Genomic DNA, 24383 nt, shown 5'->3' with positions numbered 1-24383 from the left:
TTATGGCCGATAAGCCTACATACCGCAAAATAATCCACATCGATATGGATGCCTTCTACGCCTCTGTAGAGCAGATGGATCACCCTGAACTCAAGGGAAAGCCATTGGCCGTAGGGGGTGGTAGTAAACGCGGTGTTGTCGCTGCAGCGAGTTACGAAGCCCGTAAGTTTGGAGTGAGAAGTGCCATGAGCGGTGTAATGGCTCGAAAGCTATGTCCCGAGCTTCTGTTTGTAAAACCCCGTTTTGATCGATACCGCGAAATTTCGCTGCGCATCAGACAGATTTTCAACGAATACACAGACCTAGTAGAACCCCTCTCGCTGGACGAGGCTTATCTCGACGTGACCCTAAACAAGAAAGGAACCCCCTCTGCCACCCTACTGGCTACCGAAATACGAGGACGAATACTGGAAGAGATAGGACTTACAGCCTCTGCAGGAATATCTATAAACAAGTTTATCGCCAAAATCGCATCCGACTACAACAAGCCCAACGGACAAAAAACGGTAAACCCAGAAGAGGTCATCCCGTTTCTTCACGCCCTCGACATCAAAAAATTCTACGGCATAGGGAAGGTAACGGCAGAAAAAATGTACGCCCTCGGGATTTTCACCGGCAAAGAGTTGAGTCTTAAATCTCTTGAATTCCTACAGCAGCAATTTGGAAAAGCCGGAACACATTACTACAACATTGTTCGCGGCATTCACCACAGTCCGGTAAAACCAGATAGAACACCAAAGTCTATAGGCGCAGAGCGCACCTTTTCCGAAAACCTGTCTTCCGAAATATTTATGTTAGAACGCCTCGAGCATATCGCCACAGAACTCTCCGAGCGATTGCAGCGGAAGAAAATATCGGGAAAGACCATTACCTTAAAAATCAAGTACAGTGATTTTAGCTTACAAACGCGCAGCAGAACAATCCCCTACTTTATAAGCGATAAAAGCCTAGTTCTGGAAATGGCAAAAGAGTTGTTGTACCAAGACAAATTAATCGATTCAGTTCGCTTGTTGGGAATCTCGATAAGCAATCTCAACACTCCCAAAGAAGAACAGGTGGTGGTACAATTGAAGTTCGATTTTTGATTGCAATCACAAAAAAACGCAGCGGAAATTCGCGCTGCGTTTTGTCAATTTTCAATTTTAATCGTAAAATCCTATGGTCTCAATCTCATTAATGGATCTCGGTAACCCTCATCGTATTTACCATTCCCTTCTCCTGTATCGGCATAGCCGCTAGGCTAATCGTCATATCTCCGGTTTCCACAAAACCCTTTTCTTTTGCTATAATATTCACATCGTCTATGGTTTCGTCGGTGGTTACATATTTGTCGTAGTGAAAAGCCTTAACTCCCCAAAGCAGGTTGAGCTGAGTGAGCAGTCTCTTGTTTGAAGTAAACACTAGAATATGTGCCTGCGGACGCCAAGAAGATATCTGGAATGCTGTATAGCCACTATTGGTAAGGGTGGTAATCACTTTTGCTTTGATTTCATTGGCCATAAGAGCGGCGTGGTAGCAAACCGATTTTGTGATATACCTCTTTGTTCTGATATGTGGCGGTTCTTGTGGAACTTTTACCAATGGAGAGTGCTCTACACTACTCACTATACTCGACATCTTTTCGATGACTTGTACAGGATAGCTACCCACCGAGGTCTCACCCGAAAGCATTACAGCATCGGCTCCGTCCATTACCGAGTTGGCCACGTCGTTTACCTCTGCCCGTGTAGGGGTAAGGCTGGTTATCATGCTCTCCATCATCTGAGTGGCGATAATCACCGGTATTCTCGCCTTTTTAGCCCGGAGCACCAATTGTTTCTGAATCAGTGGCACTTCTTGCGCCGGCACTTCTACCCCTAAATCACCGCGAGCTACCATAAGTCCGTCACAATAAGCTACGATTTTATCTATATTCTCAACCCCTTCTGGTTTTTCTATCTTGGCGATAATCGGGATTTTCTGCTCGGAGTGCTCCTTGATGAGATTTTGAAGTGCTATAAGATCTTCACTGTGTCTCACAAAAGACAGCGCTATCCAGTCTACCTGTTTCCCTATTGCAAAAATAGCATCTTTGACATCCTTTTCGGTCAATGCAGGCAGCGACACCTTGGTATTGGGCAGGTTGACTCCTTTCTTTGATTTCAATGCCCCTCCCTGAATCACTTTTGCTTTTACCTTGCTTTTTCCATCAGTTTCTACAACCTCAAAAATCAGCTTGCCGTCGTCTAGCAATATACGTTCACCGGGCTGTACATCTCGTGGGAAAGCCTCGTAGTTCATATATACTTTTTCACGACTTCCCTTAAATTCTTTTCCAGTTACAAAGGAGATTTCATCCCCTTTGTCGACAACGACATCTTCGGCCATAATTCCGACTCGAAGTTTTGGCCCCTGCAGGTCGGCCAGAATGGCTGTATTGTACCCGAGCTCTTCATTCAGTTCTCGTATCATACCAATTCGCTCGGTAACATCCTCATAATTGGCGTGAGAAAAATTGATCCGGAAAACATCAACACCGGCCTTCATCATGTCTTTTAATATCTCTCTTCTGCTTGTTGCGGGTCCGAGAGTGGCGACAATTTTCGTCTTTTTTCTGTTTGGCATTATCAAAAAATTAAATTGTGTTTCGATTTAAGTTGATTCACATCTACCTCATAGGCTGTGGTTACCTGAAGCATTTCATTTATTTTGCGCACTACACTACTGCTGTATTCCTCACCTTCGGCATTTTCTATTTTCAGAAAACAATCGGCTTTTTTTAGCTCAGGAACGAGATAGCGCGTTTCGGTAAGACGATCTTCAGAAAACAGATTGTCGCCGTCTAGCGACACCACCGATCTGGCCGCATTGACCACCAGGGTCCAGACCACTCCGTCTAGCTCATTTTCCCATTCGTAATACTCCGACAACAAATCGTTATCGATTTGGTTATTTACCACTCTCTTCAACCTTATATCCAGGCAGGCATTAAAAAAATAGGCCAAGCGGCACGCATCCGCAGAAGAGTGAATGGCAATCAGAGTACAGGTGGGTTCGTAAAAATCGTCTGATAGTTTAAGTGTAGCCATATTACTTTACGCATAATTGTAAAGATAAGCGTATGTATGCGATTAAACAACTATAAACACGAGGTTTAACCAAATAATAGCACCGAAAACGATTTCGCTTATTGCATTTTATCTTGCAATGCGTAATAGGCTCTTTTCGACGCCTGCTCTTCGGCTTTTTTCTTGGAGGTAGCCCTCCCTTTCGACACCACTTTACCGTCTATATACAACTTTACTGAAAAGTGTTTTACATGTTCATTACCGCTGTCTTCATACACTTGAAAGTCGAAGTTTTTTTTCTCCTTCTGACACCATTCTATCACAAAACTCTTGTAACTAATGATCTTTCCCTCCAGTCTCTCGATATCTACATAGGGCTCTATAATCCTTCGATAGACAAACTTTTCACAGTACTTATAACCGCGATCTAAGTACAGAGCTCCGAGTAGGGCTTCAAAGACATTTCCGTGGACGTTGTCTCCAAAACTCTCTCTGGATATCTTGGAGTCTACATACTGTACCAGCTCCAGTTCTTTGCCCAATTCGTTCAGGTGTTCTCGGCTCACGATTTTAGACCTCATCTTGGTGAGATATCCCTCGTCGCCGGTAGGAACCATTTTATACAAATGATAAGAGACTATAGTACTCAGCATAGTGTCTCCTAGAAATTCTAATCGCTCGTAATTCAAAGGATTTCCCTTCTCGTCTTTCCGATTGGCTGATCTGTGCGTAAATGCCTTCTTGTACAGCTCTAAGTGTTTAGGAGAAAAACCCAGTATTTTTTTTACTGTCAAAAAAAAATTCCCGTCGTCATCTGAGCGGGAATTCAATATGTTCTGAACGATTTTCATTTCATGTTAAAACTAATCCAGTTTTTTAAACAGCACACAAGCGTTGTGACCTCCGAAACCAAAGGTGTTGCTCATCGCCACTTTGATATCCCTTTTCTGCGCCTTGTTTAGAGTAAGGTTAAGTTCGGGAGAAATCTTTTCATCTGGCGTGCTGTGATTTATGGTAGGCGGCACCAGTTGGTTTTCCATGGCCAAAATCGAAGCTATACCTTCTATAGCTCCAGCTGCACCCAAAAGATGCCCTGTCATCGACTTGGTAGAGTTGATGTTGATGTTCTTTGCGTGATCTCCAAACACCTCTGTTATCGCCTTGAGTTCGGCTACATCTCCAAGAGGAGTAGATGTTCCGTGAGTATTAATAGCGTCTACATCCTCAGGTTTGAGTCCCGCATTTTCGAGACAACTGCGCATTACCGCTTTAACGCCTTTTCCTTCGGGATGTGGAGCAGTCATATGATAGGCATCGGCAGACAGCCCTCCTCCTACCAGTTCGGCATAAATTTTGGCACCTCTTGCTTTGGCGTGTTCATACTCTTCGAGTATCAGTGCTCCAGCTCCTTCGCCTAGCACAAAACCATCTCTGTTTTTATCAAAAGGTCTAGATGCCGTTTGAGGGTCATCATTTCTGGTAGACAGTGCGTGCATGGCGTTAAAACCACCCATACCCGCCGCTGTAACAGCTGCTTCAGAACCACCGGACACAATAACATCGGCATAGCCCAAACGAATATAGTTCAGGGCGTCGATCATGGCATTGGCCGAAGAAGCACAGGCCGATACTGTCGTGTAATTAGGCCCCATAAAACCGTGCTTGATAGAAATGAGCCCGGGAGCCATATCGGCAATCATTTTTGGGATAAAGAAAGGATTAAATCGAGGGGTTCCATCGCCATTGCCAAAATTGAGCACTTCTTCTTGAAATGTCTCCAATCCGCCAATGCCGGCTCCCCAAACTACACCAATCCTATCTTTTTGAATACGATCTAGCTCAATTCCAGAATTTTCGATGGCTTCATCAGCTGCCACCATAGCATACTGTGAAAACTTGTCGAGTTTTCGAGCTTCTTTTCGATCGATAAAATCGGTGACATTAAAATTCTTTACCTCACAAGCAAATTGTGTTTTGAACTTAGAAGCGTCGAAATGGGTAATTGGAGCTGCACCACTAACGCCGTTTTTCAAGCCTTGCCAATATTCCTCCAGGGTATTGCCTATCGGGGTTAATGCTCCTAATCCTGTGACAACAACTCGCCTTAATTTCATTCGAATAGATTTAGTCCAAACTGTTTTTACTACGACGTGCCACGGAAGCAGAAATTCCGCCACATCACTATACATCCTCCAGGGATACTAATTTTCCAATCCCATAAAGAAGATACTCACTCTAAAATCCGGAGGTATTATCCAAAAAGACAGAAAAAGCGACGGCCTCGCATTGAAGTCAAGGCCCGTCAATCTTATAAATCTATCCCGGATACAAGGAAAAACAGGGAAGTATTACAAAAATACCTCCCTTTTTTATGATTCCAATATTCCTATACTTATTTAGCCTCTTCTATGTATTTTATGGCCTGCTCTACAGTAGCGATATTTTCTGCCTGATCGTCAGGAATCTGAATATCGAATTCCTTTTCAAACTCCATAATCAATTCTACTGTGTCCAGTGAGTCTGCACCGAGGTCATTAGTGAAGCTTGCTTCCGATACAACCTCATTCTCGTCGACACCTAATTTGTCTACGATGATCGCTTTTACTCTTGATGCAATGTCTGACATAATTTTTTAGTTTTAAAATTTAAATTGATGGCAAAAATAAAAAACTTTGGTTGAAAACAACATTTAAGTTTCAAAATGTGGCTGTAATTTACTAAAAAATAAAATACTGATTTTACTTTTAATTTCTAATTCTTAATTATTATGCTTTCTTTTGTCTCGAAAAACTAGGAGATAAACGGCTATTACCACTGGTAGTCAACAAACTCCGGGACATTACACAAAAATGTCTCCACACACCCTAAAACAACTAAATCGGTGAAAAAAATTATTGTATTTGCTTCGGGTTCCGGCACCAATGCGGAAAACATCGTCCGTTTCTTTTCAGAGAGTGAGAAGGCCAGAGTGGTACTAATCCTTTCCAACAAGAGAGATGCGGGAGTATTAGACAGGGCAAATCGATTGGATATAGACGCGCTTTATTTTAATCGCAGGGCGCTATATCGGTCAAATCTCATCGCAAAGCTCGTAAAAGACATAGCTCCCGACCTCATTGTACTGGCGGGCTTTCTCTGGAAATTTCCCGAGAATATCTTGAGAGACTTTCCAAACAAGGTGATTAATATACACCCAGCTTTACTTCCAAAATACGGGGGTAAAGGCATGTATGGCATGAATGTACACCGCGCTGTCATCGCTAATCGGGAAACCGAAAGCGGCATCACCATACACTATGTAAATGAAAATTACGACGAAGGAGCCGTTATTTTTCAATCTAAGGTCGCCGTACTTCCGACGGATAGCCCAGAAGAGGTCGCTGAAAAAATTCACGCCTTGGAATACGAACACTTTCCTCGGGTTATCGCTCAGCTTTTGGAAAAAAATTAAATCCGTAAATCACTTTGAGTTTGAACAGTTTTGACGTACACATATACACCGACGGCGCCGCCCGTGGAAATCCGGGACCTGGCGGATACGGTATCGTCATGGAATGGGTCGGCAAAAAATACACAAAGGAATTTTCGCAAGGCTTCCGCCACACCACCAACAACCGCATGGAACTACTCGCGGTTATCGAAGCCCTCAAAAAACTAAAACATCCCGGCACCCATGTCAAAGTCTTTACCGATTCGAAATACGTTGTCGATGCAGTTGAAAAAAAATGGGTCTTCAACTGGGAACGCAAGTATTTTAAGGACAAAAAAAATGTAGATCTATGGATGGAATTCCTCAAGGAGTACCGCCGTCATCATGTGCGTTTTCACTGGATTAAGGGACACAACAACCACCCGCAAAACGAACGCTGCGACTTTCTTGCCGTAGAAGCTTCCAAGGAAAAAAACCTGCTAGAAGACACCGGTTTTTCGGGATAATTTTCCGTTTGTATTTACGCGCTCAGAGAGAGGTAAAAAATCGATTTTACTCCAAAGAAAACAAATAGCTTCACTCTCAACTCAAAGAAGTACAGTCAGAACAGTGAATGAGTCGAATTGCTTTTGAGACTACATCTGTAAAAGTAGACAATCCAACTTTTTTTGAGACCAATAAATTTGCGTAAGTTTGCAAAAAATTTCAATATGAGCAAACTGCTTGCGGTCGGAAGCACGGCCTTTGACGCTATTGAAACTCCTTTCGGAAAGACAGATAAAATACTCGGCGGAGCCGCTCCATATATAGGTTTGGCAGCTTCACAGTTCGGAATAGAAGTAGCTCTCGTTTCGGTAGTAGGCGAAGACTTCCCGCAAGAATATCTCTCTATGTTGAGGGAGCGAAACATAGACACCTCAGCTGTAGAAGTGGTAAAGGGAGGTAAAACCTTTTTCTGGAGTGGAAAATACCACAACGACCTCAATTCGAGAGACACCTTAGAAACACAACTCAATGTGTTGGCTGACTTCAATCCTCAAATCCCCAAACACCACAGGGATGCCGATGTGGTATTGCTCGGAAACCTTCACCCGCTCACACAACTCGGAGTGATAGAGCAGATGACAGCTCCAAAACTCATCGTTCTCGACACCATGAATTTTTGGATGGACAACAGTTGGAACGAGTTGATGCAGGTAATTTCAAGAGTGGATGTCATCACCATTAACGACGAAGAGGCGAGGCAGCTTGCCAAAGAGCACTCCTTGGTAAAAGCCGCTCATAAAATACGAGAGATGGGTCCTCGTTATGTCGTAATTAAAAAAGGAGAACACGGTGCCTTGTTATTTCACAAGGACGATATCTTTTTTGCACCCGCACTGCCTTTGGAAGAGGTATTCGACCCCACAGGAGCAGGAGACACATTTGCCGGAGCCTTTTCCGGATATATAGCGGCAACAGGTGACACTTCGTTTGAAAATATGAAAAATGCCATTATTTACGGCTCTAACCTAGCCTCCTTCTGCGTCGAAAAATTCGGCACTGAACGCATGCAAGAACTCTCTAAAGAAGAGATGAGGAAAAGGCTGTTACAGTTTAAAGCCTTGACACAATTTGAAATAGAACTGACATAAAATACTGCGCCCTGGATTTCCGGGGCATTTTTATTCATACTAATACAATACCGATGAGCGACGCTATTAAACACGAATGCGGTATAGCCGTGATTAGACTCTTAAAACCTCTGGAATACTACAAGAAAAAGTACGGAAGTGCGTTTTACGGTGTCAACAAGATGTACTTGATGATGGAAAAGCAGCACAATCGCGGACAGGACGGTGCGGGCTTTGCCAGCATAAAACTGGATGTAACTCCGGGAGAGCGGTATATCAGCAGAGTTCGCTCTAAGCAGTCGCAGCCAATACAGGACATCTTTTCACAGATAAACAGTCGCATTAGCGATATACTGAAAGAGCATCCTGAATACGAAAAGGATGTCGCTCTACAGAAAAAAAACATCCCTTATATAGGCGAACTACTTTTAGGACATGTCCGCTATGGTACTTATGGGAATAACAGCATCGAAAACGTTCAGCCCCTATTGCGACAAAACAACTGGAAACACCGCAATCTGCTAGTTGCAGGAAACTTCAACATGACCAATGTAAACGAGCTTTTCGACAATCTCATCCACCTGGGGCAACACCCCAAAGAGAAAGCCGACACTATTACGGTAATGGAAAAAATAGGTCATTTTCTCGACGATGCCGTAGCCAAACTCTACAAAGAGATCAAACGCGAAGGTTATAACAAGATGGAAGCTACAGCCTTGATAGCAGAAAGGCTCAACGTAGCTAAAATACTGAAAAAATCGGCCAAAAACTGGGATGGAGGTTATGCTATGGCAGGATTGTTAGGTCACGGAGATGCCTTTGTATTGCGCGATCCGGCGGGAATACGTCCGGCATACTTCTATCAAGACGACGAGATTGTAGCCATTGCTTCAGAGCGACCGGCCATACAAACCGTGTTCAACGTGCCCTTTGACAAGGTAAAGGAAATAACTCCCGGCCACGCGATTATCGTCAAAGCAAACGGCGATGTCATCGACAAAAAGATACTGCCTGCATTAGAACGCCGCGCCTGTTCTTTTGAGCGCATTTACTTTTCGCGGGGGAATGATGCCGATATCTATCGCGAGCGAAAGGACCTCGGACGGCTCCTTATGCCCAAGGTTCTCGACGCCATAGATCACGACACAGCCAACACTGTATTCTCCTATATCCCAAACACCGCAGAAACTTCTTTCTACGGATTGGTAGAGGCCGCACAAGACGAACTGAACAAAGAGAAAAACAGAGCGATACTCAAAGAGAGAGAAAACTTAACCGACGAGAGACTTACCGAAATACTATCTCGTCGCCTGCGCACCGAAAAAATAGCGATAAAAGATGTAAAACTGCGCACCTTTATCACTGAAGACAGTAGCAGAGACGACCTTGTAGCACACGTGTACGACGTTACCTATGGAGTGATTAAGACGGGAGATAAGCTGGTGATTATAGACGATAGTATCGTAAGGGGTACCACCTTGAAAAAGAGTATTATCAGAATGATGGATCGCCTGAATCCAAAGTCTATAATCGTCGTTTCTTCTGCCCCTCAAATCCGCTATCCGGACTGCTACGGTATCGATATGGCTCGCCTCGAAGATCTAGTCGCTTTTCGGGCTGCACTCGAATTACACAAAGAAAGAGGTTCTTACGATATAGTAGACAAGATATACCGCGAATGTACGGCTCAGGTAAACTATCCCGACAAAGAAATAAAAAATGCCGTACAACAGTTCTACACCCCTTTTTCTGACGAGGAAATATCGGACAAAATATCGGAGATGTTGAGCTCGAAGGATATCAGCGCTAGGGTCAAGATTATTTTCCAATCGGTAGATAACCTCCACAAGGCCTGTCCGGAAAATCTCGGGGATTGGTACTTCACAGGAAACTATCCTACCGCTGGAGGAAACAGGGTAGTAAACAGAGCATTCATAAATTTTTATGAAGGAAATAAGGACAGAGCATATTAAAATTGACCATAAAAAGATGTTTTATCGGATTTATATGCTTTTTATCGAATATTTTTTAAAACAGTCTTAATCAGGCTTACATTTGATTCACCATAGCATAAGTAGGTTAAGTTCATGGTAAGATTTGGGGCAAAAAGGCGGAGTTTGACTCCGCCTTTTTATTTGACACCCTTGCTATTTCCCATTAAACGCATTCATAGTGTTAGCGAGTCCGGCAGTAACAAAAGAGCGTATCAGTTCACAAGACTTTTCGAGACGTTCTGACAGGGCTGCTGTTTCTTCTTCGTTCCACTCACCCAGCACATAATCTATTTGCTTGCCCTTTGTAAAGTCAGCGCCAACACCAAATCGAAAACGGCGGTATTGCACAGTGCCCAACAATTGCTGTACACTTTTCAAGCCGTTGTGCCCGCCATCACTGCCCTTTCCTTTTAGTCTTATCGTTCCGAAGGGCAAATTGATATCGTCGGTAATCACCAACAGGTTTTCCAAGGGAATATTTTCTTTCTCCATCCAATACCTGACGGCCTTTCCGCTGAGATTCATAAAAGTAGAGGGCTTGAGCAGTATCAGCGTTCTCCCCTTAAACTTATACACACAGCGGTCGCCGAGCTTTGCTGTTTCAAAGCTAATCGATTCCTTTTCAGCAAGGTGATCCAGCACCTTAAAACCAATATTATGTCTGGTATCTTCATATTCTCGACCTGTATTTCCCAGGCCGACTATCAAGAATTTTTTCATCGCAGCACTTTTAATATCACTCGGATGTAAAAATAAAAAAACATCCCGACAAGCTGCCGGGATGTTCTGTATTTAAAAGATATACTCCTTATTAACTCGCTTTTTCTGCTTTTGCAGCATCTTGAGCAGCTTTCATTGCCGCACGAGAGATTCTCACCTGACATATTACAGTGTTGTCGGGGTGCATAATCGTGTAATTTTCGTTTTGCAGAGCAGTTACATACAATTTGTTTCCTATTTCCAGCTCAGAAATATTGGCAGGAATAAAATCGGGAAGGTTTGCAGGGAGCGCCTTAACCTTGAGCTTTCGCTTAGTAAGACGAAGTACTCCACCCTTGATAACACCGGGAGCAGTTCCTTCTATTTTCACCGGAATCTCCAGGGTTACTTCCTTGTCGTCTTGCAACTGATAGAAATCGATGTGAAGAATTTCGTCGGTTACAGGGTGGAATTGGATGTCCTGAAGTATGGCATTGTATTTTTCACTTCCGAGGTCGATTACTACCGTGTGTACATCGGGAGTGTAAACCAACTTCGAAAATGCAAGTACATCAGCTGAAAAGTGCAATGGGTTGTCTCCTCCGTAAAGTACGCAAGGAACCTTTCCAGCATTACGTAAGGCTTTGGTCGATGCCTTGCCCACGCTTTCTCTTTGAGATCCTTTGATTGTAATTGACTTCATTATATAAATATTAAAATGTTTCCTTTTAAAAATCCTACATCAAAAACTTCGAACTGATGGAGGTATTGTTGTGCACCTTTTTCATTACATCTGCAAACAAGTCGGCGCAAGAGAGCACTCTTATCTTAGGACTCTCTTTCCTGAGCGGAATAGAATCTGTTACAATAAGCTCTTCAAGTTTTGATTCTTCTATGCGTTCGTACGCATTTCCCGAGAGCAGGGCATGGGTTGTAATAGCCCTCACACTAATTGCTCCTCGTTCTATCATCAAGTCGGCCGCTTTGGTAAGCGTTCCGGCTGTATCTACCATATCGTCGACCAACACCACATTTTTACCCTTTACGTCGCCAATTAGCTCCATATGGTCTATAACATTGGCCTTTTTGCGCTGCTTGTAACAAATCACAACATCGCTTTCTAGAAACTTGGAATAAGCGTAAGCTCTTTTAGACCCACCCATATCTGGAGACGCTATAGTTAAATTGTCTAGTTTAAGCGATTCCAAATAAGGCAAAAAGATGGTCGATGCAAACAGGTGATCTACGGGCTTTTCAAAGAACCCCTGAATCTGATCGGCGTGCAAATCCATCGTAATAATCCTCGTAGCTCCAGCAGTTTCCAACAATTTAGCCACGAGTTTTGCCCCTATGGGAACTCTTGGCTTGTCTTTTCTATCTTGACGTGCCCAACCAAAATAAGGCATTACCGCGGTAATATGTCTTGCCGACGCCCTCTTGGCCGCGTCGAGCATAAGCAACATTTCCATCAGGTTTTTCGTTCCGGGATGTGTAGAACCGATGATAAACACCCTCGATCCTCTTACAGATTCTTCAAAAGAAGGCTGAAATTCCCCGTCACTGTATTCGGAAAAAGTTACTTTCCCCAATTTTGTCCCGTAAGATTTAGCTATGCTTTCTGCGAGTTCTGCACTTTGTTCACAGTGAAAAATCTTAGGCTCCGGCACTGTATAAGACATTGTTATGCTGCTGTTTAGTGATTTAGTTGCGTTTTTTAGACGAGGTGCAAATTTAGAAATATTTTTGAAATACACCTCCCGATATCCTCTTTTATTGATTTTCAAACAATTTCGCTAGTCTCTTCGATGTAATACGGCCTGTTATGTCAGCATCTGTTGGGCTTTTTTTACGGCTTCAACCAACACATCTACCTCTTCAAAGGTGTTGTAAAATGCGAAACTCGCCCTTACTGTTCCCGGTATTTTGTAATAGTCCATTACCGGCTGTGCACAGTGGTGGCCGGTACGCACAGCAATCCCCAACTTATCTACTATGGTACCTACATCGTAGGGATGTACGCCTTTTAAGTTAAAGGAAATCACCGAGGCCTTGTGTTTCGACGTCCCGTAAATACGCAGTCCGTCGATTTCGTGCAGCGCTTTGGTGGCGTATTCCAACAATTCTCCTTCATAGCCCACTATGCGGTCAAAACCTATTTCGTTCAGGTAATCCACAGCCACTCCAAATGCTATACCCCCACATATATTAGGGGTTCCCGCTTCAAATTTGTGGGGGAGTCCGGCATAGGTTGTCCTTTCAAAAGTCACTTCTTCAATCATTTCTCCGCCTCCCTGATAGGGCGGCAGTTTCTTCAACCAGTTCTCTTTTCCATATAACACTCCTATTCCGGTTGGCCCACACATTTTATGAGCTGAGGCAACGTAAAAATCGACGTCGAGAGCTTGAACATCTGGTCGAAGATGCGGACAGGCCTGTGCACCGTCTATCAACACTGCAGCTCCCACCTGATGTGCCTTGTCTATAATATGCGCTATCGGATTTACCGTTCCAAGGGCATTGGAGATATGATTACAGAACACCAGTTTTGTCCTGTTAGAAAGTATTTTTTCGTATTCTTCTACCAGCAGTTCTCCGTTCTCATTCATCGGAATTACCCGAAGTACAGCTCCTGTCTTTTCGCAGAGCATCTGCCAGGGCACTATATTGGAGTGGTGCTCCATGGCCGAAACTACAATCTCATCGCCCTGGTCGAGGAATTCTGCAAACCCACTCGCCACCAAATTGATGCCATGAGTGGTTCCCGAAGTAAAGATCATTTCGTACGACTTGGCGGCATTAAAGTGTTTCTGAAGTTTTATTCTTGCCTGCTCATAGGCATCGGTAGCTTCTTGCGAAAGTGTGTGTACCCCTCTGTGTATGTTAGCGTTGTAGCGACTGTAGTAATCTACTATAGCATCGATTACTACCTGAGGAGTTTGAGAGGTAGCAGCGTTGTCAAAATAGACTAAAGGCCGACCGTTTACCTTTCTCGTCAGTATCGGGAAATCTCTGCGTATGTGCTGTGGATCGAACGAAGTAGAACCGGATATGGGTGAAGCCATTATTACCGACTTTAATAAGAATTAAACAAATACTAAATTATACTCTAACTATTGAGGCTAGTGTTACGCTGCCAGGAAACACACTGTATTTTAATCACTCGACAAAAACATCACCCTCAATGGACAAACTTATCACTACTCGCCATCAAACCCCATATCTACCCCGAGTTTCTTGGCGATAAGTTTGTTTATCCGTACTTTCACCTCTGGAATCCTCACACTCTCCAACACATTGTTTGCAAAAGCGTACATCATCAAGGCTTTTGCCTCTTTGGTGGGTATTCCTCTAGAACGCAGATAGAAAAGAGCTTCATCGTCTAGCTGACCTATGGTACACCCGTGCGAACACTTTACATCGTCGGCGAATATCTCCAGCTGAGGCTTGGTGTTTACCGTTGCTCTATCGTCTAGTAATATATTGTTATTCTGTTGGAAAGCATTCGTTTTCTGAGCCTCTCTCTCTACAATAACCTTACCGTTGAACACTCCTGTGCTGCGATCGGCGTAGATTCCCTTGTAATCCTGATGACTCTCACAGTTGGGGAAGGCGTGATTTACCAAGGTGTGATGATCTACGTGTTGTTTTTCGCCCAAGATAGTAACTCCTTTCAGTGTAGATTCTATACGCTCTCCTCGATGGTAAAAATTCAGATTGTTTCTAGTCAGTTTACCTCCAAACGAAAAGGTGTGCACTGAAACATTGCTCTCTCCTTCTTGCGAGATATAGGTATTGTCGATAAGCGATGCTTTCAGTTTGTCGTTCTGTATTTTGTAATAGTCTACCACAGCCCTCTTCTCGGCAAAAATTTCCGTCACCGAATTGGTCAGTACTTCATGATCTGAAAGACTTTGATGTCGCTCTATAAATTGCACCTGTGCATTCTCTGAGACCACAATGAGGTTTCTAGGTTGCAGCATCAGAGCTTCTCCGTTACCGGTAGAAAAGTGGAGTATCTGTATGGGTTTACCTATCAACTTCCCTTTTGGAATACGCACAAAAACACCTTCTTTGAGAAAAGCTGTATTCAAAGAGGTGAGGCTGTCTTTGGCATTTACCGTTTTGTTAAAATACCGCTCTATCACCTCTCTGTATTCGGGATTTTCTATGGCAGTACTCATCAAACTGATATCAAAGCCTTCATGCGCCATATCCGACAGTTCCTCGTCGTAGCGGCCGTCTACAAAAGTAAGCCTATAAGAGTCTATATCGTGTATAAAATAGCGTTTCACATCCTCTAAATCCAACTTGTTTTTCCCTTCGGGGAACAGGCTGTAATCAGACTTTAGGAGTGCGTTGAGCGAGGTGTATTTCCACTCTTCTTCCTTTTTGGAGGGAAACCCTTTGTATTCGAACTGTTTCATCGCTTCGATGCGAATGCGGTGAAGTGTAGAACGAGTGTCCGCACCATCTCCTATCGCAGGAAAAGAAGAGACCAGTTTATCCTTTAATTCCATTTTGTTTAGTTTCTGTTGCTTATCCGAGAAAAACTGAGATTGTTTTACAAGCTCTTAACAATATGCAGTTGCACTGCATTTACTGCCCGGAATTAATTGCTTACTTTTTCCTGTTTTATCCAGTCGTATCCTTTCTCTTCCAGTTCATGAGCCAGTTCGGCTGTACCGGATTTCACAATCTTTCCGTCGAGCAATACGTGAACAAAATCAGGCACTATATAATCCAGAAGCCTTTGATAGTGCGTAATTACAATCACAGCATTATCTTTAGACCTCAGCTTGTTGACTCCATTTGACACTATTCGGAGCGCGTCTATATCCAATCCGGAATCTGTCTCATCGAGAATGGCCAGTTTAGGTTCCAGCATAGCCATTTGGAAGATCTCATTTCGCTTTTTCTCTCCTCCGGAAAAACCTTCGTTAAGCGAGCGCGACAAGAAGTTTCGGTCTATTTCGAGCAGTTCAGATTTCTCCCTGATTTTTTTGAGCATTTCATTCGCCGGCATTTCTTCCAGTCCTCGAGCTTTTCTGGTCTCGTTGATCGCTGTTCTCATAAAATTGGTCACAGAGACTCCTGGAATTTCAACGGGATACTGAAACGACAGAAATATCCCCTTATGTGCCCTCTCTTCGGCAGCCAACTCGTCTATATCCTCTCCTTCGAAGAGGATTTGCCCTCCACTAACTTCGTACTCTTCCTTTCCGGCTATTACCGAAGAAAGCGTACTCTTACCCGAACCGTTGGGTCCCATTATGGCATGGACTTCACCGGCATTAACTTCAAGGTCGATTCCCTTTAGTATTTCCCTTCCTTCTACACCGGCTTGTAAATTTTGTATTTTTAGCATTTTTGTATCTCTATTTAAACGGGCCTTGTCGTTCTTCTGTCCGGATTATGACCCTTGTATTTTATTACTTTTTTATATACTCTGTCCAAGTTTATCCGACAGATCCTTCGAGGGAAATTTCCAGAAGTTTCTGTGCCTCTACCGCAAACTCCATGGGGAGCTTGTTCAGTACTTCCTTGCTAAAGCCGTTTACAATAAGTGCAATGGCCTTTTCGGTATCTATCCCTCGTTGATTACAGTAAAATATTTGGTCTTCCCCAATTTTGGAAGTCGTAGCTTCGTGTTCTATTTGGGCTGTCTTGTTTTTGGCTTCTATATACGGAAAGGTATGTGCTCCACAGTTGTTTCCCATAAGCAGGGAATCACACTGCGAAAAGTTACGCGCGTTTTCTGCCCGGCTGTTCACCTGTACCAATCCGCGATAGCTATTTTGCGATCGCCCTGCAGAAATCCCCTTAGAAATAATTGTACTTTTGGTATTCTTACCGAGGTGCACCATTTTGGTTCCCGTATCTGCCTGCTGGTAGTTGTTGGTAACGGCAATAGAGTAGAATTCTCCAGTCGAATTATCGCCTTTAAGCACACAACTGGGATACTTCCAAGTTACTGCACTTCCCGTCTCTACCTGCGTCCAAGAGATCTTGGCATTGGTTTCGCACAGCCCCCTTTTAGTGACAAAATTAAACACCCCCCCTTTTCCATCTTTCCCACCTGGAAACCAGTTTTGAACGGTAGAGTACTTGATTTCGGCATCGTCCAATGCTATGAGCTCTACCACAGCGGCGTGTAATTGATTTTCGTCTCTCGTAGGTGCAGTACATCCTTCCAGATAGCTCACATAACTCCCTTTATCGGCAATAACTAAGGTACGTTCAAACTGACCTGTTCCGGCCTGATTGATTCTGAAATAGGTAGAAAGCTCCATCGGGCATCGCACTCCTTTCGGAATATAGCAGAAAGACCCATCTGAAAACACAGCCGAATTAAGCGCTGCATAAAAGTTATCCTTTTGAGGCACTACAGAACCGATATATTTCCTGACCAAATCGGGGTGTTCGCGTATGGCCTCGCTGATGGAACAGAAAATAATCCCTTTCTCAGCCAATGTCTCCTTAAAGGTAGTAGCGACCGATACAGAATCCATCACCACATCTATAGCTACTCCGGCCAATCGCTTTTGTTCTTCCAGTGAAATTCCCAATTTATTAAAAGTGTCCAACAATTCGGGATCTACCTCATCTAGGCTTTTGTACTTGTCTTTCTTTTTAGGAGCCGAGTAATAACTGATATTTTGAAAATCTGGTTTTGAATACTGTACATTGGCCCATTCCGGTTCTTCCATCTGCTCCCAGGCACGAAATGCTTCCACTCGCCATTCAGTCATCCATTCCGGCTCTTCCTTTTTTTTCGATATAGCCCTTACTATATCTTCGTTAAGACCTACCGGAAAGGTGTCCGACTCAATATCTGTATAGAAACCGTACTCGTACTCTTTTGTCTCGAGCTCTTTCTTAAGTTCTTCTTCTGTATATGCCATTGTTATAATTTCAAAATTATCCCGACCAGTGATCTACACAGGCCTTAACACTTATCTAAGCCTGTTTACAGGGAAAAACTCTCCCCACATCCACAGGTTCGCTGTGCGTTGGGGTTATTGAACACAAACCCCTTTCCGTTGAGCCCCCCAGAGTATTCCAAAGTGGTACCCACCAGATACAAAAAACTCTTTTTATCGACCAAAATCCGCACGGCATTATCCTCAAAGAGTTTATCATCGTCATTCTGAGCGTGATCGAACTTCAATTCATAAGACAGTCCGCTACACCCTCCGCTCCTTACACCTACGCGTACAAAATCGCTATTGGCATCATAACCCTCTTCGGTCATGAGCTCTACAACCTTTCGTCTCGCTATATCTGAAACTTTTATCATGATTTTACTAAATGATTAAATCCCTAATTGCCCGGCAAAGATAGTAACTATAATAGACTTAATAAACTATTTACACAGCAATTACGCTATAACCACATAGGCAAAGTCTATGGCAACCTCTTCCGGAAATCCACACAAAACAACCCAACTCGATCTTTCAAATAACCCCTCATCCACAAGTCTCCCATCTCCACATCACCTCATCTCCAAGTCTCCTCCTCTCCAAGTCTCCACACCACCCTTTCTCCCCTTCTCCAACTCCCCTCTTTTCTCTTCCTCATATAGGATATCCTCTAAAAACAACTAACTTTGCACCATGTTTGAAGATAAAAATCAAGAGCGCACGTCCTTGTCTGAACTGGGAGAGTTCGGACTCATAGACCATCTTACTAAGGAATTCAAGATCAGTCAAAAGTCGACCGTAAAAGGCATCGGAGACGATGCTGCGGTACTGGATTTCGGGAATCGCAAAACAGTGGTGACCAACGATCTGCTTGTAGAGGGGGTTCATTTTGATCTCGCCTATATGCCACTCAAGCATCTCGGCTACAAAGCAGTAATGGCAAACCTCTCTGACGTTTATGCCATGAATGCCACAGCCACCCAAATCACGGTATCCATTGCGGTGTCCAACCGTTTTCCTCTGGAAGCCTTGGAAGAACTCTATGCAGGTATATCTCACGCCTGCGAATTATACCAGGTGGATTTAGTAGGAGGAGACACCACCTCTTCCCGCACGGGTTTACTCATATCTGTAACCGCTATAGGGGAAATTGATGAAGAAGATTTGGTATATCGCAGCGGGGCACAGCCCAACGATTTGCTCGTAGTGACCGGCGACTTGGGCGCCGCCTATATGGGATTACAGGTACTTGAGCGGGAAAAAGAAGTATTCAAAGTAAATCCGAATAATCAGCCCGATCTCTCTATGTATACTTATATCGTTGAAAGACAGCTAAAACCCGAAGCGAGAAAAGACATCCCCGTACTCTTGAAGCAATTAGGAGTAAAGCCCACTTCTATGATCGATATTTCAGACGGACTCTCCTCTGAGATTATACATATCTGCAAGCAATCGGCTGTGGGTTGTAATCTTCACGAAGACAAGATACCCTTAGATCCACAGGTGATTTCGAGTTGTGAGGAATTTGACATCAACAGCACCACAGTAGCCTTGAGTGGTGGAGAGGACTACGAGTTACTATTTACCGTAAAACAGCAAGACTTCCCTAAAATAAAAGGGAACCCCAATTTGAGCGTCATCGGTTATATGACCCCAGAAAGTGAAGGCATGCACTTGATTACCCGTGCTAACACCGCAATACCTATTACGGCAAGGGGGTGGAATGCCTTAAAAGACGATTGAGAAATCGCGGCAGAAAATCACCGTCGCAGTATTCGTTCCGGAAATCCTTTTTAGGCTGCCGGACTGGAGTGCTGTTTTTTTCTGTGCAGATTGGTCAAGGTGTCGTTTATCTCCTTGAGCTGTGAGGTCAGTGAGGTGATATGCCCTTCGTCGTCAAGTGTCACCTCGGCTCGACAACAGGTACACCTATACTCTTTAATATGAGCGGTAACCTCCCTGCTCACACGAAAACGATGCCCAAAAACAAGGCACAATATCCGGGCTAATGAAAAAGCGGATTTTGTAAATTTGATATGCATAATCCTAGGGGTATTTTAATTAAACGCCCGAATATAAGGTATAATAAACATATTACCAAAAAAAACAGAGGCTATTTCTGTAAAAACCAACAAATTGCGCTTAAAACTTCTTCTTTGTTCTCGATATGACTCATATGTCCGTCGGGAACTTCCACCAATTCGACCTCTGTTCCTCGAGTCTGTTCGACCAGTGAGTCGAATGGTAATATCGGATCTTTTTTGCCTGCAATAATCATTTTTTTGTAAGGGGAAAAGTGCAGTAAAACCTCGCGGTCATCTCTCTCTTTCATACCTTCAAGAGCGGCCACAATTCCCTGAAGAGGAGTTTTTAAGGCTTCGGATTTTGTCTTGGCTATTTCTTCTCTGAACAGTTTTCTGTTTTTGGGACGGAAGAGATTGGTCACCGCTATGCGAATAAAGCTCCTGTGATTCTTTTTAACTGCGGCAATAGCCCTGTCTCTGTTTTGCTTACGAGCCAGACTGTCTGCGCGAGCTGTAGCATTGAGCAACACCAAGCCCTTTACCGCATCGGGGTGTTTTTCGGCAAAAGCCAAGGCTACATAGCCCCCCATGGAATGACCTATCAATACCGATTTCCTGATTTTTAGATACCGAAGTACCTCTCGCACTACATCAGCCATCATCTCTACAGTGTGTACATAGCCCAGACATCCTGTTTTGCCATGACCTGGTAAATCGATGGCTACCACTCTGTACTTCGAAGAGAGAATAGGAAAAAACCCTTCCCACATCGCGGTATTCTCCAGAAAACCATGAAGCAACACTACAGCAGAACCACTCCCTTTTTCCTCAAAAAAAACCGGAATTCCCTTGTACCCTATTTCCATCTATAAAACTTTCCCGTAACAAATACCCTTTGGGATTTCCCGGGGGCAGTCTATCAATCTATTTCGGTGTAATATATCTCAAGCTTTAATCGCTTGTCTCGTTGCGATTCGTCTTCTACATCGTTGCCGTACAGTATGGTGCTCAGAGGGGTAATCACAGCTGATTCTGGTATATGAAGAGAAGTTTCCCCATCCTTGTCTTGCGCAGAGACATTTACAGTGCTGTTGATGTCTGAGGTAAGCGCGAGCCCCAGCCTCACATTGGTAGAATCTTTGTTCACCACCCGATCTATATGCTCTGTAAGTCTTATTCTGTATTTTATTCCCCTGTCGTCCTCTTCTTCCAATACACCGCCGTATATCAATTTGGAGAGATTTTTGTCGGGGTTAGTACTGTAGTCCAGTTCTACATCTGCCAGTACCTTATTGTTCTCTAAATTGTAGACATATACCCTTGAAGGTTCTTCACCTACATGATAGGCATCCAGCTTTTCTCTATCTACGTAAAAAGTGAGGCTCGCATCGTTTATAACCCAGTGTTTTTCTCGGATATTTGCCAGTGTCTCCCCTTCTCTATCTTCGTCAAAAAGACTCAGCTCTACTACAGTTCCCGCTCCTCCTTTGAGGTATAGGTTGGAGGCGTTGACACCAGTGTCGAACTGATCGGCTATTTCTGCAGGGTAAGGATCGTTTTGCATTATATTGATCACATTGTTGACCTTAGCCCGTACACCATTCGCTGAGCTCACCGAAAAGGCAGCAAGGCTCATAGTAAAGGAATCTTCCTCTTCTTCAGTAGCACTCCCCTCCGAGCTACCTTTGCTCTCATAAGCATACACCACCTCTATATAAGCATTATTCCAATCCAACAGCATTAGAATATCGCTAGAAGACTCACTTATAGAAAAGCGAAGTCCTTTGATAAACTCCTGAAAATTACTTCTGGTAGCAAATACATCTCCTCCTTCATTGTCCAGTATCTGTTGGAAAAAATCCGGATTCAGCTCCATTCTTATCCTGGGACTAAGTCTTTCCTCTACTTCTTCCGCCTCATCTTCGTCGGTTTCCGGGTCGTCTTCTTTTCTAATCAGAATTTCCCTGTCGTTTATAGTTGTTTCGTCGTCTAGAAGCACCATTCCTACATGAGACGACAACTCTTCATTATTGGAAAAATACTCCTGTTGGTCGAAATCGTTATCCGGATCGAGATCTCTCAGGTAGTAAGTAAACTCTTCTACCTTGAGTTTAAACGTGGCGGTCTTATTTCCGTAAACAGAATCGATTTCGAACTGTCGAGCCACTGGAGTTCCACTTTCGTTGACTTCCTCTTCTCCTTCTTTGACCTTACTAAAAAAGGGAATGTGGAGGTATACCGTTTTTACCCTCTCATTATCTCCTCCCGAGGTTCCAAAAACCGTAGTGTTGGGCATTCCCAATTGTGAGATGATACTCGCTTCGGTCTTGCCGTAAATAGGGTCATTGTACGTTCCGAGTTGGTAAAGAGGCAGGCCATTGGTCTGCACTCCATTCAGTTTCCGGTTGTAAGCATATACTTCAAAATCGGCTTTTTCGGTCTCAAAATTACCATCGCCAATAATACCCGTACCGATAGTGTTTACATCATCGCTACAGGACGTCAAAAAAACGCCGCTGTTCAAAAGCAGTAACGCTACTCCGCATAACCGAAAATACACTTTCCTCATTCTGTTTTTTTTTCGAAACTGCAACTGTGCTCACTCTTTGGCAATCTCTATTTGTGTAAAAGACTCACAAGCAATGACATCAATCGCAAATTTCTTGATTTAACCTAAAACCTTTGTTTCGTAGAACTCTTTATACGCATCTTCAAATTCGTATATGGGAACAAATGGCAATACCGGTTTGTCCACATTTTCCAAGTATTCCTGTAGATTTTCAGGAATGCTTTCGGAAGCCACAATCACAGCGTCAGAATTGTCTATGGCGACTTTCATAATTCCAGAATAATCCGGATCTGACAGCGCTTTTACTTCGCTTTCCGCTATACCGTCAAACTTCACCTTGTCTAACATTCCCTTGTCTAGCGTTCCCTCAAAATTCTTATCGTATACCGAGGTCACTATCTTGCTGTCGGCAAACAGGGGCTCGTCGGCGTAATACTTTCTGAGATACAACGGAAGCATTGAAGCCATCCAGCCGTGTACGTGAATAATATCTGGCGACCAATTGAGTTTTTTTACTGTCTCTACAACGCCTTTGGCAAAGAATATCGCTCTCTCGTCATTGTCGGGAAAAAGATTTCCATCTTCGTCTGAGAAAGTAGCTTTCCTCTTAAAATACTCCTCATTGTCAATAAAGTAAACCTGAATACGCTCTTTGGGGATGGAAGCCACCTTTATGATCAACGGCATATCCATATCGTTAATAATCAAATTCATACCAGAAAGGCGTATCACTTCGTGAAGCTGATGTCTTCTCTCGTTTATATTACCGAAACGAGGCATAAAAATTCGTATTTGTCCTCCTCTGTCATTAACCATCCTCGGGTTCTCATAAGCCAGGGATGAAACTTCATTCTCCGGCAGATAAGGAATCATTTCGGAGGCGACAAATAACACTTTTTTGTCAGTCATAAATTCGTTGTATTTACAATAAAACTTTGATAAAAGAAACTAATTGTTCTTTTCAAAAAACCCTCAAAGCATGCAAAAATACAAAAAATATACCTAACGCACTCATTCTTACCCGCCCTATTCTGAACAAACGCGCACTTCCCCTTCACAAAGCCACAATCCCCGATCTTTCAGTCTCCAAGCCTTTTACAACCCGTCATCCAAAAGGTTCGCGCCTCAGAAGTAGCCATTTGTCCAAAACCCAGCTCGAGCTAAAATATGATATTTGCAATACATAATTCGACAAAAACACATAGTTTTGCGGGTTACTAATTTATCCCCTTATGGCAGTATACCATCAAAGAGATGTATTACAAAACCTTCTTTCCCAGCAGAAAGAAAGAGGTAGGACTATCGGATTGGTTCCGACTATGGGAGCGCTTCACGAAGGACATCTATCTCTCGTAGCGCAATCCGCCCGCGAAAACGATATTACCGTAGTCAGTATTTTTGTGAATCCCACCCAGTTCGACAACAAAGACGACCTGCAAAAATACCCCAGAAGTCTGGAAGAAGACACTCGAAAACTATATGCCGAAAATCCGAATGTTTTAATCTTTGCTCCAGAGGTAGAAGACGTTTATTCCGACACGGTCAGATCAGACCATTTCGACTTCGACGGCTTGGAGTTTCAGATGGAGGGAAAATTTAGAAAAGGACATTTCGATGGGGTAGGAACCATTGTCAAACGGCTCTTTGAAATCGTAAAACCAGACAATGCGTATTTTGGAGAGAAAGACTACCAACAGCTGTTGATTGTAAAAACTATGGTTGAAAAACACCATATTCCGGTGCAAATACACGGCTGCCCAATAAAAAGGGAAGAGAACGGACTAGCCATGAGTTCTCGAAACAAACGACTACCAGAACAACTGCGAAGAGAAGCCGGTTTTATATTTGAGGTACTACAACAAGCTCGTGAAAATTTTAAAATACAAACTCCCGAAGCCGTAAAAGAGGTAATTGTACAGCGATTTGAGGAGCATCCGGAATTCAAACTGGAATACGTAGAAATTGCGGACACCAATACTCTTGAGCCGGCCTTGCACAAGGAAAAAGACAAAAAATATCGAGCATTTATTGCTGTGTATGCCGATGAGGTGAGGCTTATAGATAATATCGCTCTCAACTAAACGGCA

The 24383-nt window shown here is 43.5% G+C and carries 24 protein-coding genes; 7 read left to right on the top strand and 17 right to left on the bottom strand.

Annotation, left to right across the window (positions count from 1 at the left end; genetic code table 11):
• Positions 1 to 2: 2 nt before the first annotated feature.
• Positions 3 to 1085 carry a DNA polymerase IV gene (gene dinB, locus ACYZZR_RS03570; RefSeq protein WP_461532622.1) on the top strand — a complete coding sequence of 361 codons (1083 nt, stop codon included), beginning with the start codon at positions 3 to 5 and terminating at the stop codon, positions 1083 to 1085.
• A gap of 88 nt (positions 1086 to 1173) precedes the next feature.
• On the opposite strand, the gene pyk is transcribed toward dinB, so the two are convergent.
• From pyk to ACYZZR_RS03545, 5 genes are all read right to left on the bottom strand, one after another.
• Complete coding sequence (gene pyk / locus ACYZZR_RS03565; RefSeq protein ID WP_461532621.1) at positions 1174 to 2604, bottom strand: pyruvate kinase; 1431 nt, start codon at positions 2602 to 2604, stop codon at positions 1174 to 1176.
• Between the two features lie 2 nt (positions 2605 to 2606).
• Complete coding sequence (locus tag ACYZZR_RS03560) at positions 2607 to 3068, bottom strand: IPExxxVDY family protein (RefSeq protein WP_461532620.1); 462 nt, start codon at positions 3066 to 3068, stop codon at positions 2607 to 2609.
• A 98-nt stretch (positions 3069 to 3166) separates the two neighbouring features.
• Positions 3167 to 3898, bottom strand: a complete 732-nt coding sequence (gene rnc / locus ACYZZR_RS03555) for a ribonuclease III (RefSeq protein WP_461532619.1) — start codon at positions 3896 to 3898, stop codon at positions 3167 to 3169.
• Positions 3899 to 3910: 12 nt separating this feature from the next.
• The gene (gene fabF / locus ACYZZR_RS03550; protein WP_461532618.1) at positions 3911 to 5161 is read right to left on the bottom strand and encodes a beta-ketoacyl-ACP synthase II; all 1251 of its coding nucleotides are present in this window, start codon (positions 5159 to 5161) and stop codon (positions 3911 to 3913) included.
• A gap of 278 nt (positions 5162 to 5439) precedes the next feature.
• On the bottom strand, positions 5440 to 5673 hold the full coding sequence (locus tag ACYZZR_RS03545) for an acyl carrier protein (RefSeq protein WP_461532617.1): 234 nt from the start codon (positions 5671 to 5673) through the stop codon (positions 5440 to 5442).
• Between the two features lie 255 nt (positions 5674 to 5928).
• Here ACYZZR_RS03545 and purN point away from each other — a divergent pair, with 255 nt between their 5' ends.
• The 4 genes from purN to ACYZZR_RS03525 all read left to right on the top strand — a co-directional run bounded on the left by purN (position 5929) and on the right by ACYZZR_RS03525 (position 10063).
• Positions 5929 to 6498: a phosphoribosylglycinamide formyltransferase gene (gene purN, locus ACYZZR_RS03540; protein WP_461532616.1), complete on the top strand. Its 570-nt coding sequence runs from the start codon at positions 5929 to 5931 to the stop codon at positions 6496 to 6498.
• A 20-nt stretch (positions 6499 to 6518) separates the two neighbouring features.
• On the top strand, positions 6519 to 6983 hold the full coding sequence (rnhA, locus tag ACYZZR_RS03535) for a ribonuclease HI (protein WP_461532615.1): 465 nt from the start codon (positions 6519 to 6521) through the stop codon (positions 6981 to 6983).
• Positions 6984 to 7187: 204 nt separating this feature from the next.
• Positions 7188 to 8111, top strand: a complete 924-nt coding sequence (locus ACYZZR_RS03530) for a PfkB family carbohydrate kinase (protein WP_461532614.1) — start codon at positions 7188 to 7190, stop codon at positions 8109 to 8111.
• Positions 8112 to 8164: 53 nt separating this feature from the next.
• On the top strand, positions 8165 to 10063 hold the full coding sequence (locus ACYZZR_RS03525; RefSeq protein ID WP_461532613.1) for an amidophosphoribosyltransferase: 1899 nt from the start codon (positions 8165 to 8167) through the stop codon (positions 10061 to 10063).
• Between the two features lie 174 nt (positions 10064 to 10237).
• On the opposite strand, the gene pth is transcribed toward ACYZZR_RS03525, so the two are convergent.
• From pth to ACYZZR_RS03485, 8 genes are all read right to left on the bottom strand, one after another.
• Positions 10238 to 10804: an aminoacyl-tRNA hydrolase gene (pth, locus tag ACYZZR_RS03520; RefSeq protein WP_461532612.1), complete on the bottom strand. Its 567-nt coding sequence runs from the start codon at positions 10802 to 10804 to the stop codon at positions 10238 to 10240.
• Positions 10805 to 10895: 91 nt separating this feature from the next.
• Entirely contained in the window at positions 10896 to 11486 is a 591-nt protein-coding gene (locus ACYZZR_RS03515) for a 50S ribosomal protein L25/general stress protein Ctc (RefSeq protein WP_461532611.1), read from the bottom strand.
• A gap of 34 nt (positions 11487 to 11520) precedes the next feature.
• Positions 11521 to 12462, bottom strand: coding sequence for a ribose-phosphate pyrophosphokinase (locus ACYZZR_RS03510; RefSeq protein WP_461532610.1), 942 nt, complete (start codon positions 12460 to 12462; stop codon positions 11521 to 11523).
• A 141-nt stretch (positions 12463 to 12603) separates the two neighbouring features.
• Positions 12604 to 13845, bottom strand: a complete 1242-nt coding sequence (locus tag ACYZZR_RS03505) for an aminotransferase class V-fold PLP-dependent enzyme (RefSeq protein ID WP_461532609.1) — start codon at positions 13843 to 13845, stop codon at positions 12604 to 12606.
• Between the two features lie 135 nt (positions 13846 to 13980).
• Entirely contained in the window at positions 13981 to 15300 is a 1320-nt protein-coding gene (gene sufD, locus ACYZZR_RS03500) for a Fe-S cluster assembly protein SufD (protein ID WP_461532608.1), read from the bottom strand.
• Between the two features lie 92 nt (positions 15301 to 15392).
• On the bottom strand, positions 15393 to 16148 hold the full coding sequence (gene sufC, locus ACYZZR_RS03495) for a Fe-S cluster assembly ATPase SufC (RefSeq protein WP_461532607.1): 756 nt from the start codon (positions 16146 to 16148) through the stop codon (positions 15393 to 15395).
• A 91-nt stretch (positions 16149 to 16239) separates the two neighbouring features.
• A complete protein-coding gene (gene sufB, locus ACYZZR_RS03490) occupies positions 16240 to 17685 on the bottom strand; it encodes a Fe-S cluster assembly protein SufB (protein ID WP_461532606.1) in 1446 nt (481 codons plus the stop codon).
• A 65-nt stretch (positions 17686 to 17750) separates the two neighbouring features.
• Positions 17751 to 18080 (bottom strand): HesB/IscA family protein, encoded by a 330-nt coding sequence (locus ACYZZR_RS03485; RefSeq protein ID WP_461532605.1) that lies wholly within the window; start codon positions 18078 to 18080, stop codon positions 17751 to 17753.
• Positions 18081 to 18396: 316 nt separating this feature from the next.
• Here ACYZZR_RS03485 and thiL point away from each other — a divergent pair, with 316 nt between their 5' ends.
• Complete coding sequence (gene thiL / locus ACYZZR_RS03480) at positions 18397 to 19446, top strand: thiamine-phosphate kinase (protein WP_461532604.1); 1050 nt, start codon at positions 18397 to 18399, stop codon at positions 19444 to 19446.
• Positions 19447 to 19496: 50 nt separating this feature from the next.
• Here thiL and ACYZZR_RS03475 read toward each other — a convergent pair whose 3' ends face one another.
• From ACYZZR_RS03475 to ACYZZR_RS03460, 4 genes are all read right to left on the bottom strand, one after another.
• Positions 19497 to 19745, bottom strand: coding sequence for a hypothetical protein (locus ACYZZR_RS03475; RefSeq protein ID WP_461532603.1), 249 nt, complete (start codon positions 19743 to 19745; stop codon positions 19497 to 19499).
• A gap of 71 nt (positions 19746 to 19816) precedes the next feature.
• A complete protein-coding gene (locus ACYZZR_RS03470; protein ID WP_461532602.1) occupies positions 19817 to 20593 on the bottom strand; it encodes an alpha/beta fold hydrolase in 777 nt (258 codons plus the stop codon).
• Positions 20594 to 20646: 53 nt separating this feature from the next.
• Positions 20647 to 22296 (bottom strand): DUF4270 domain-containing protein, encoded by a 1650-nt coding sequence (locus tag ACYZZR_RS03465; RefSeq protein WP_461532601.1) that lies wholly within the window; start codon positions 22294 to 22296, stop codon positions 20647 to 20649.
• A 99-nt stretch (positions 22297 to 22395) separates the two neighbouring features.
• The gene (locus ACYZZR_RS03460; RefSeq protein WP_461532600.1) at positions 22396 to 23205 is read right to left on the bottom strand and encodes a glycogen/starch synthase; all 810 of its coding nucleotides are present in this window, start codon (positions 23203 to 23205) and stop codon (positions 22396 to 22398) included.
• A 323-nt stretch (positions 23206 to 23528) separates the two neighbouring features.
• Here ACYZZR_RS03460 and panC point away from each other — a divergent pair, with 323 nt between their 5' ends.
• On the top strand, positions 23529 to 24377 hold the full coding sequence (gene panC / locus ACYZZR_RS03455) for a pantoate--beta-alanine ligase (RefSeq protein ID WP_461532599.1): 849 nt from the start codon (positions 23529 to 23531) through the stop codon (positions 24375 to 24377).
• Positions 24378 to 24383 lie beyond the last annotated feature (6 nt).

Source organism: Sinomicrobium sp. (assembly GCA_029266035.1).
Lineage (GTDB): Bacteria > Bacteroidota > Bacteroidia > Flavobacteriales > Flavobacteriaceae > Sinomicrobium.
This window is presented reverse-complemented; position numbering and strand designations above follow the sequence as displayed.

What these genes read in the sequence shown, in the direction of transcription:
- dinB (WP_461532622.1), top strand. Translation starts at nt 3, where the DNA reads ATGGCCGATAAGCCTACATACCGCAAAATAATCCACATCGATATGGAT.
- pyk (WP_461532621.1), bottom strand. Translation starts at nt 2,604, where the DNA reads ATGCCAAACAGAAAAAAGACGAAAATTGTCGCCACTCTCGGACCCGCA.
- ACYZZR_RS03560 (WP_461532620.1), bottom strand. Translation starts at nt 3,068, where the DNA reads ATGGCTACACTTAAACTATCAGACGATTTTTACGAACCCACCTGTACT.
- rnc (WP_461532619.1), bottom strand. Translation starts at nt 3,898, where the DNA reads ATGAAAATCGTTCAGAACATATTGAATTCCCGCTCAGATGACGACGGG.
- fabF (WP_461532618.1), bottom strand. Translation starts at nt 5,161, where the DNA reads ATGAAATTAAGGCGAGTTGTTGTCACAGGATTAGGAGCATTAACCCCG.
- ACYZZR_RS03545 (WP_461532617.1), bottom strand. Translation starts at nt 5,673, where the DNA reads ATGTCAGACATTGCATCAAGAGTAAAAGCGATCATCGTAGACAAATTA.
- ACYZZR_RS03530 (WP_461532614.1), top strand. Translation starts at nt 7,188, where the DNA reads ATGAGCAAACTGCTTGCGGTCGGAAGCACGGCCTTTGACGCTATTGAA.
- ACYZZR_RS03525 (WP_461532613.1), top strand. Translation starts at nt 8,165, where the DNA reads ATGAGCGACGCTATTAAACACGAATGCGGTATAGCCGTGATTAGACTC.
- pth (WP_461532612.1), bottom strand. Translation starts at nt 10,804, where the DNA reads ATGAAAAAATTCTTGATAGTCGGCCTGGGAAATACAGGTCGAGAATAT.
- ACYZZR_RS03515 (WP_461532611.1), bottom strand. Translation starts at nt 11,486, where the DNA reads ATGAAGTCAATTACAATCAAAGGATCTCAAAGAGAAAGCGTGGGCAAG.
- ACYZZR_RS03510 (WP_461532610.1), bottom strand. Translation starts at nt 12,462, where the DNA reads ATGTCTTATACAGTGCCGGAGCCTAAGATTTTTCACTGTGAACAAAGT.
- ACYZZR_RS03505 (WP_461532609.1), bottom strand. Translation starts at nt 13,845, where the DNA reads ATGGCTTCACCCATATCCGGTTCTACTTCGTTCGATCCACAGCACATA.
- sufD (WP_461532608.1), bottom strand. Translation starts at nt 15,300, where the DNA reads ATGGAATTAAAGGATAAACTGGTCTCTTCTTTTCCTGCGATAGGAGAT.
- sufC (WP_461532607.1), bottom strand. Translation starts at nt 16,148, where the DNA reads ATGCTAAAAATACAAAATTTACAAGCCGGTGTAGAAGGAAGGGAAATA.
- sufB (WP_461532606.1), bottom strand. Translation starts at nt 17,685, where the DNA reads ATGGCATATACAGAAGAAGAACTTAAGAAAGAGCTCGAGACAAAAGAG.
- ACYZZR_RS03485 (WP_461532605.1), bottom strand. Translation starts at nt 18,080, where the DNA reads ATGATAAAAGTTTCAGATATAGCGAGACGAAAGGTTGTAGAGCTCATG.
- thiL (WP_461532604.1), top strand. Translation starts at nt 18,397, where the DNA reads ATGTTTGAAGATAAAAATCAAGAGCGCACGTCCTTGTCTGAACTGGGA.
- ACYZZR_RS03475 (WP_461532603.1), bottom strand. Translation starts at nt 19,745, where the DNA reads ATGCATATCAAATTTACAAAATCCGCTTTTTCATTAGCCCGGATATTG.
- ACYZZR_RS03470 (WP_461532602.1), bottom strand. Translation starts at nt 20,593, where the DNA reads ATGGAAATAGGGTACAAGGGAATTCCGGTTTTTTTTGAGGAAAAAGGG.
- ACYZZR_RS03465 (WP_461532601.1), bottom strand. Translation starts at nt 22,296, where the DNA reads ATGAGGAAAGTGTATTTTCGGTTATGCGGAGTAGCGTTACTGCTTTTG.
- ACYZZR_RS03460 (WP_461532600.1), bottom strand. Translation starts at nt 23,205, where the DNA reads ATGACTGACAAAAAAGTGTTATTTGTCGCCTCCGAAATGATTCCTTAT.
- panC (WP_461532599.1), top strand. Translation starts at nt 23,529, where the DNA reads ATGGCAGTATACCATCAAAGAGATGTATTACAAAACCTTCTTTCCCAG.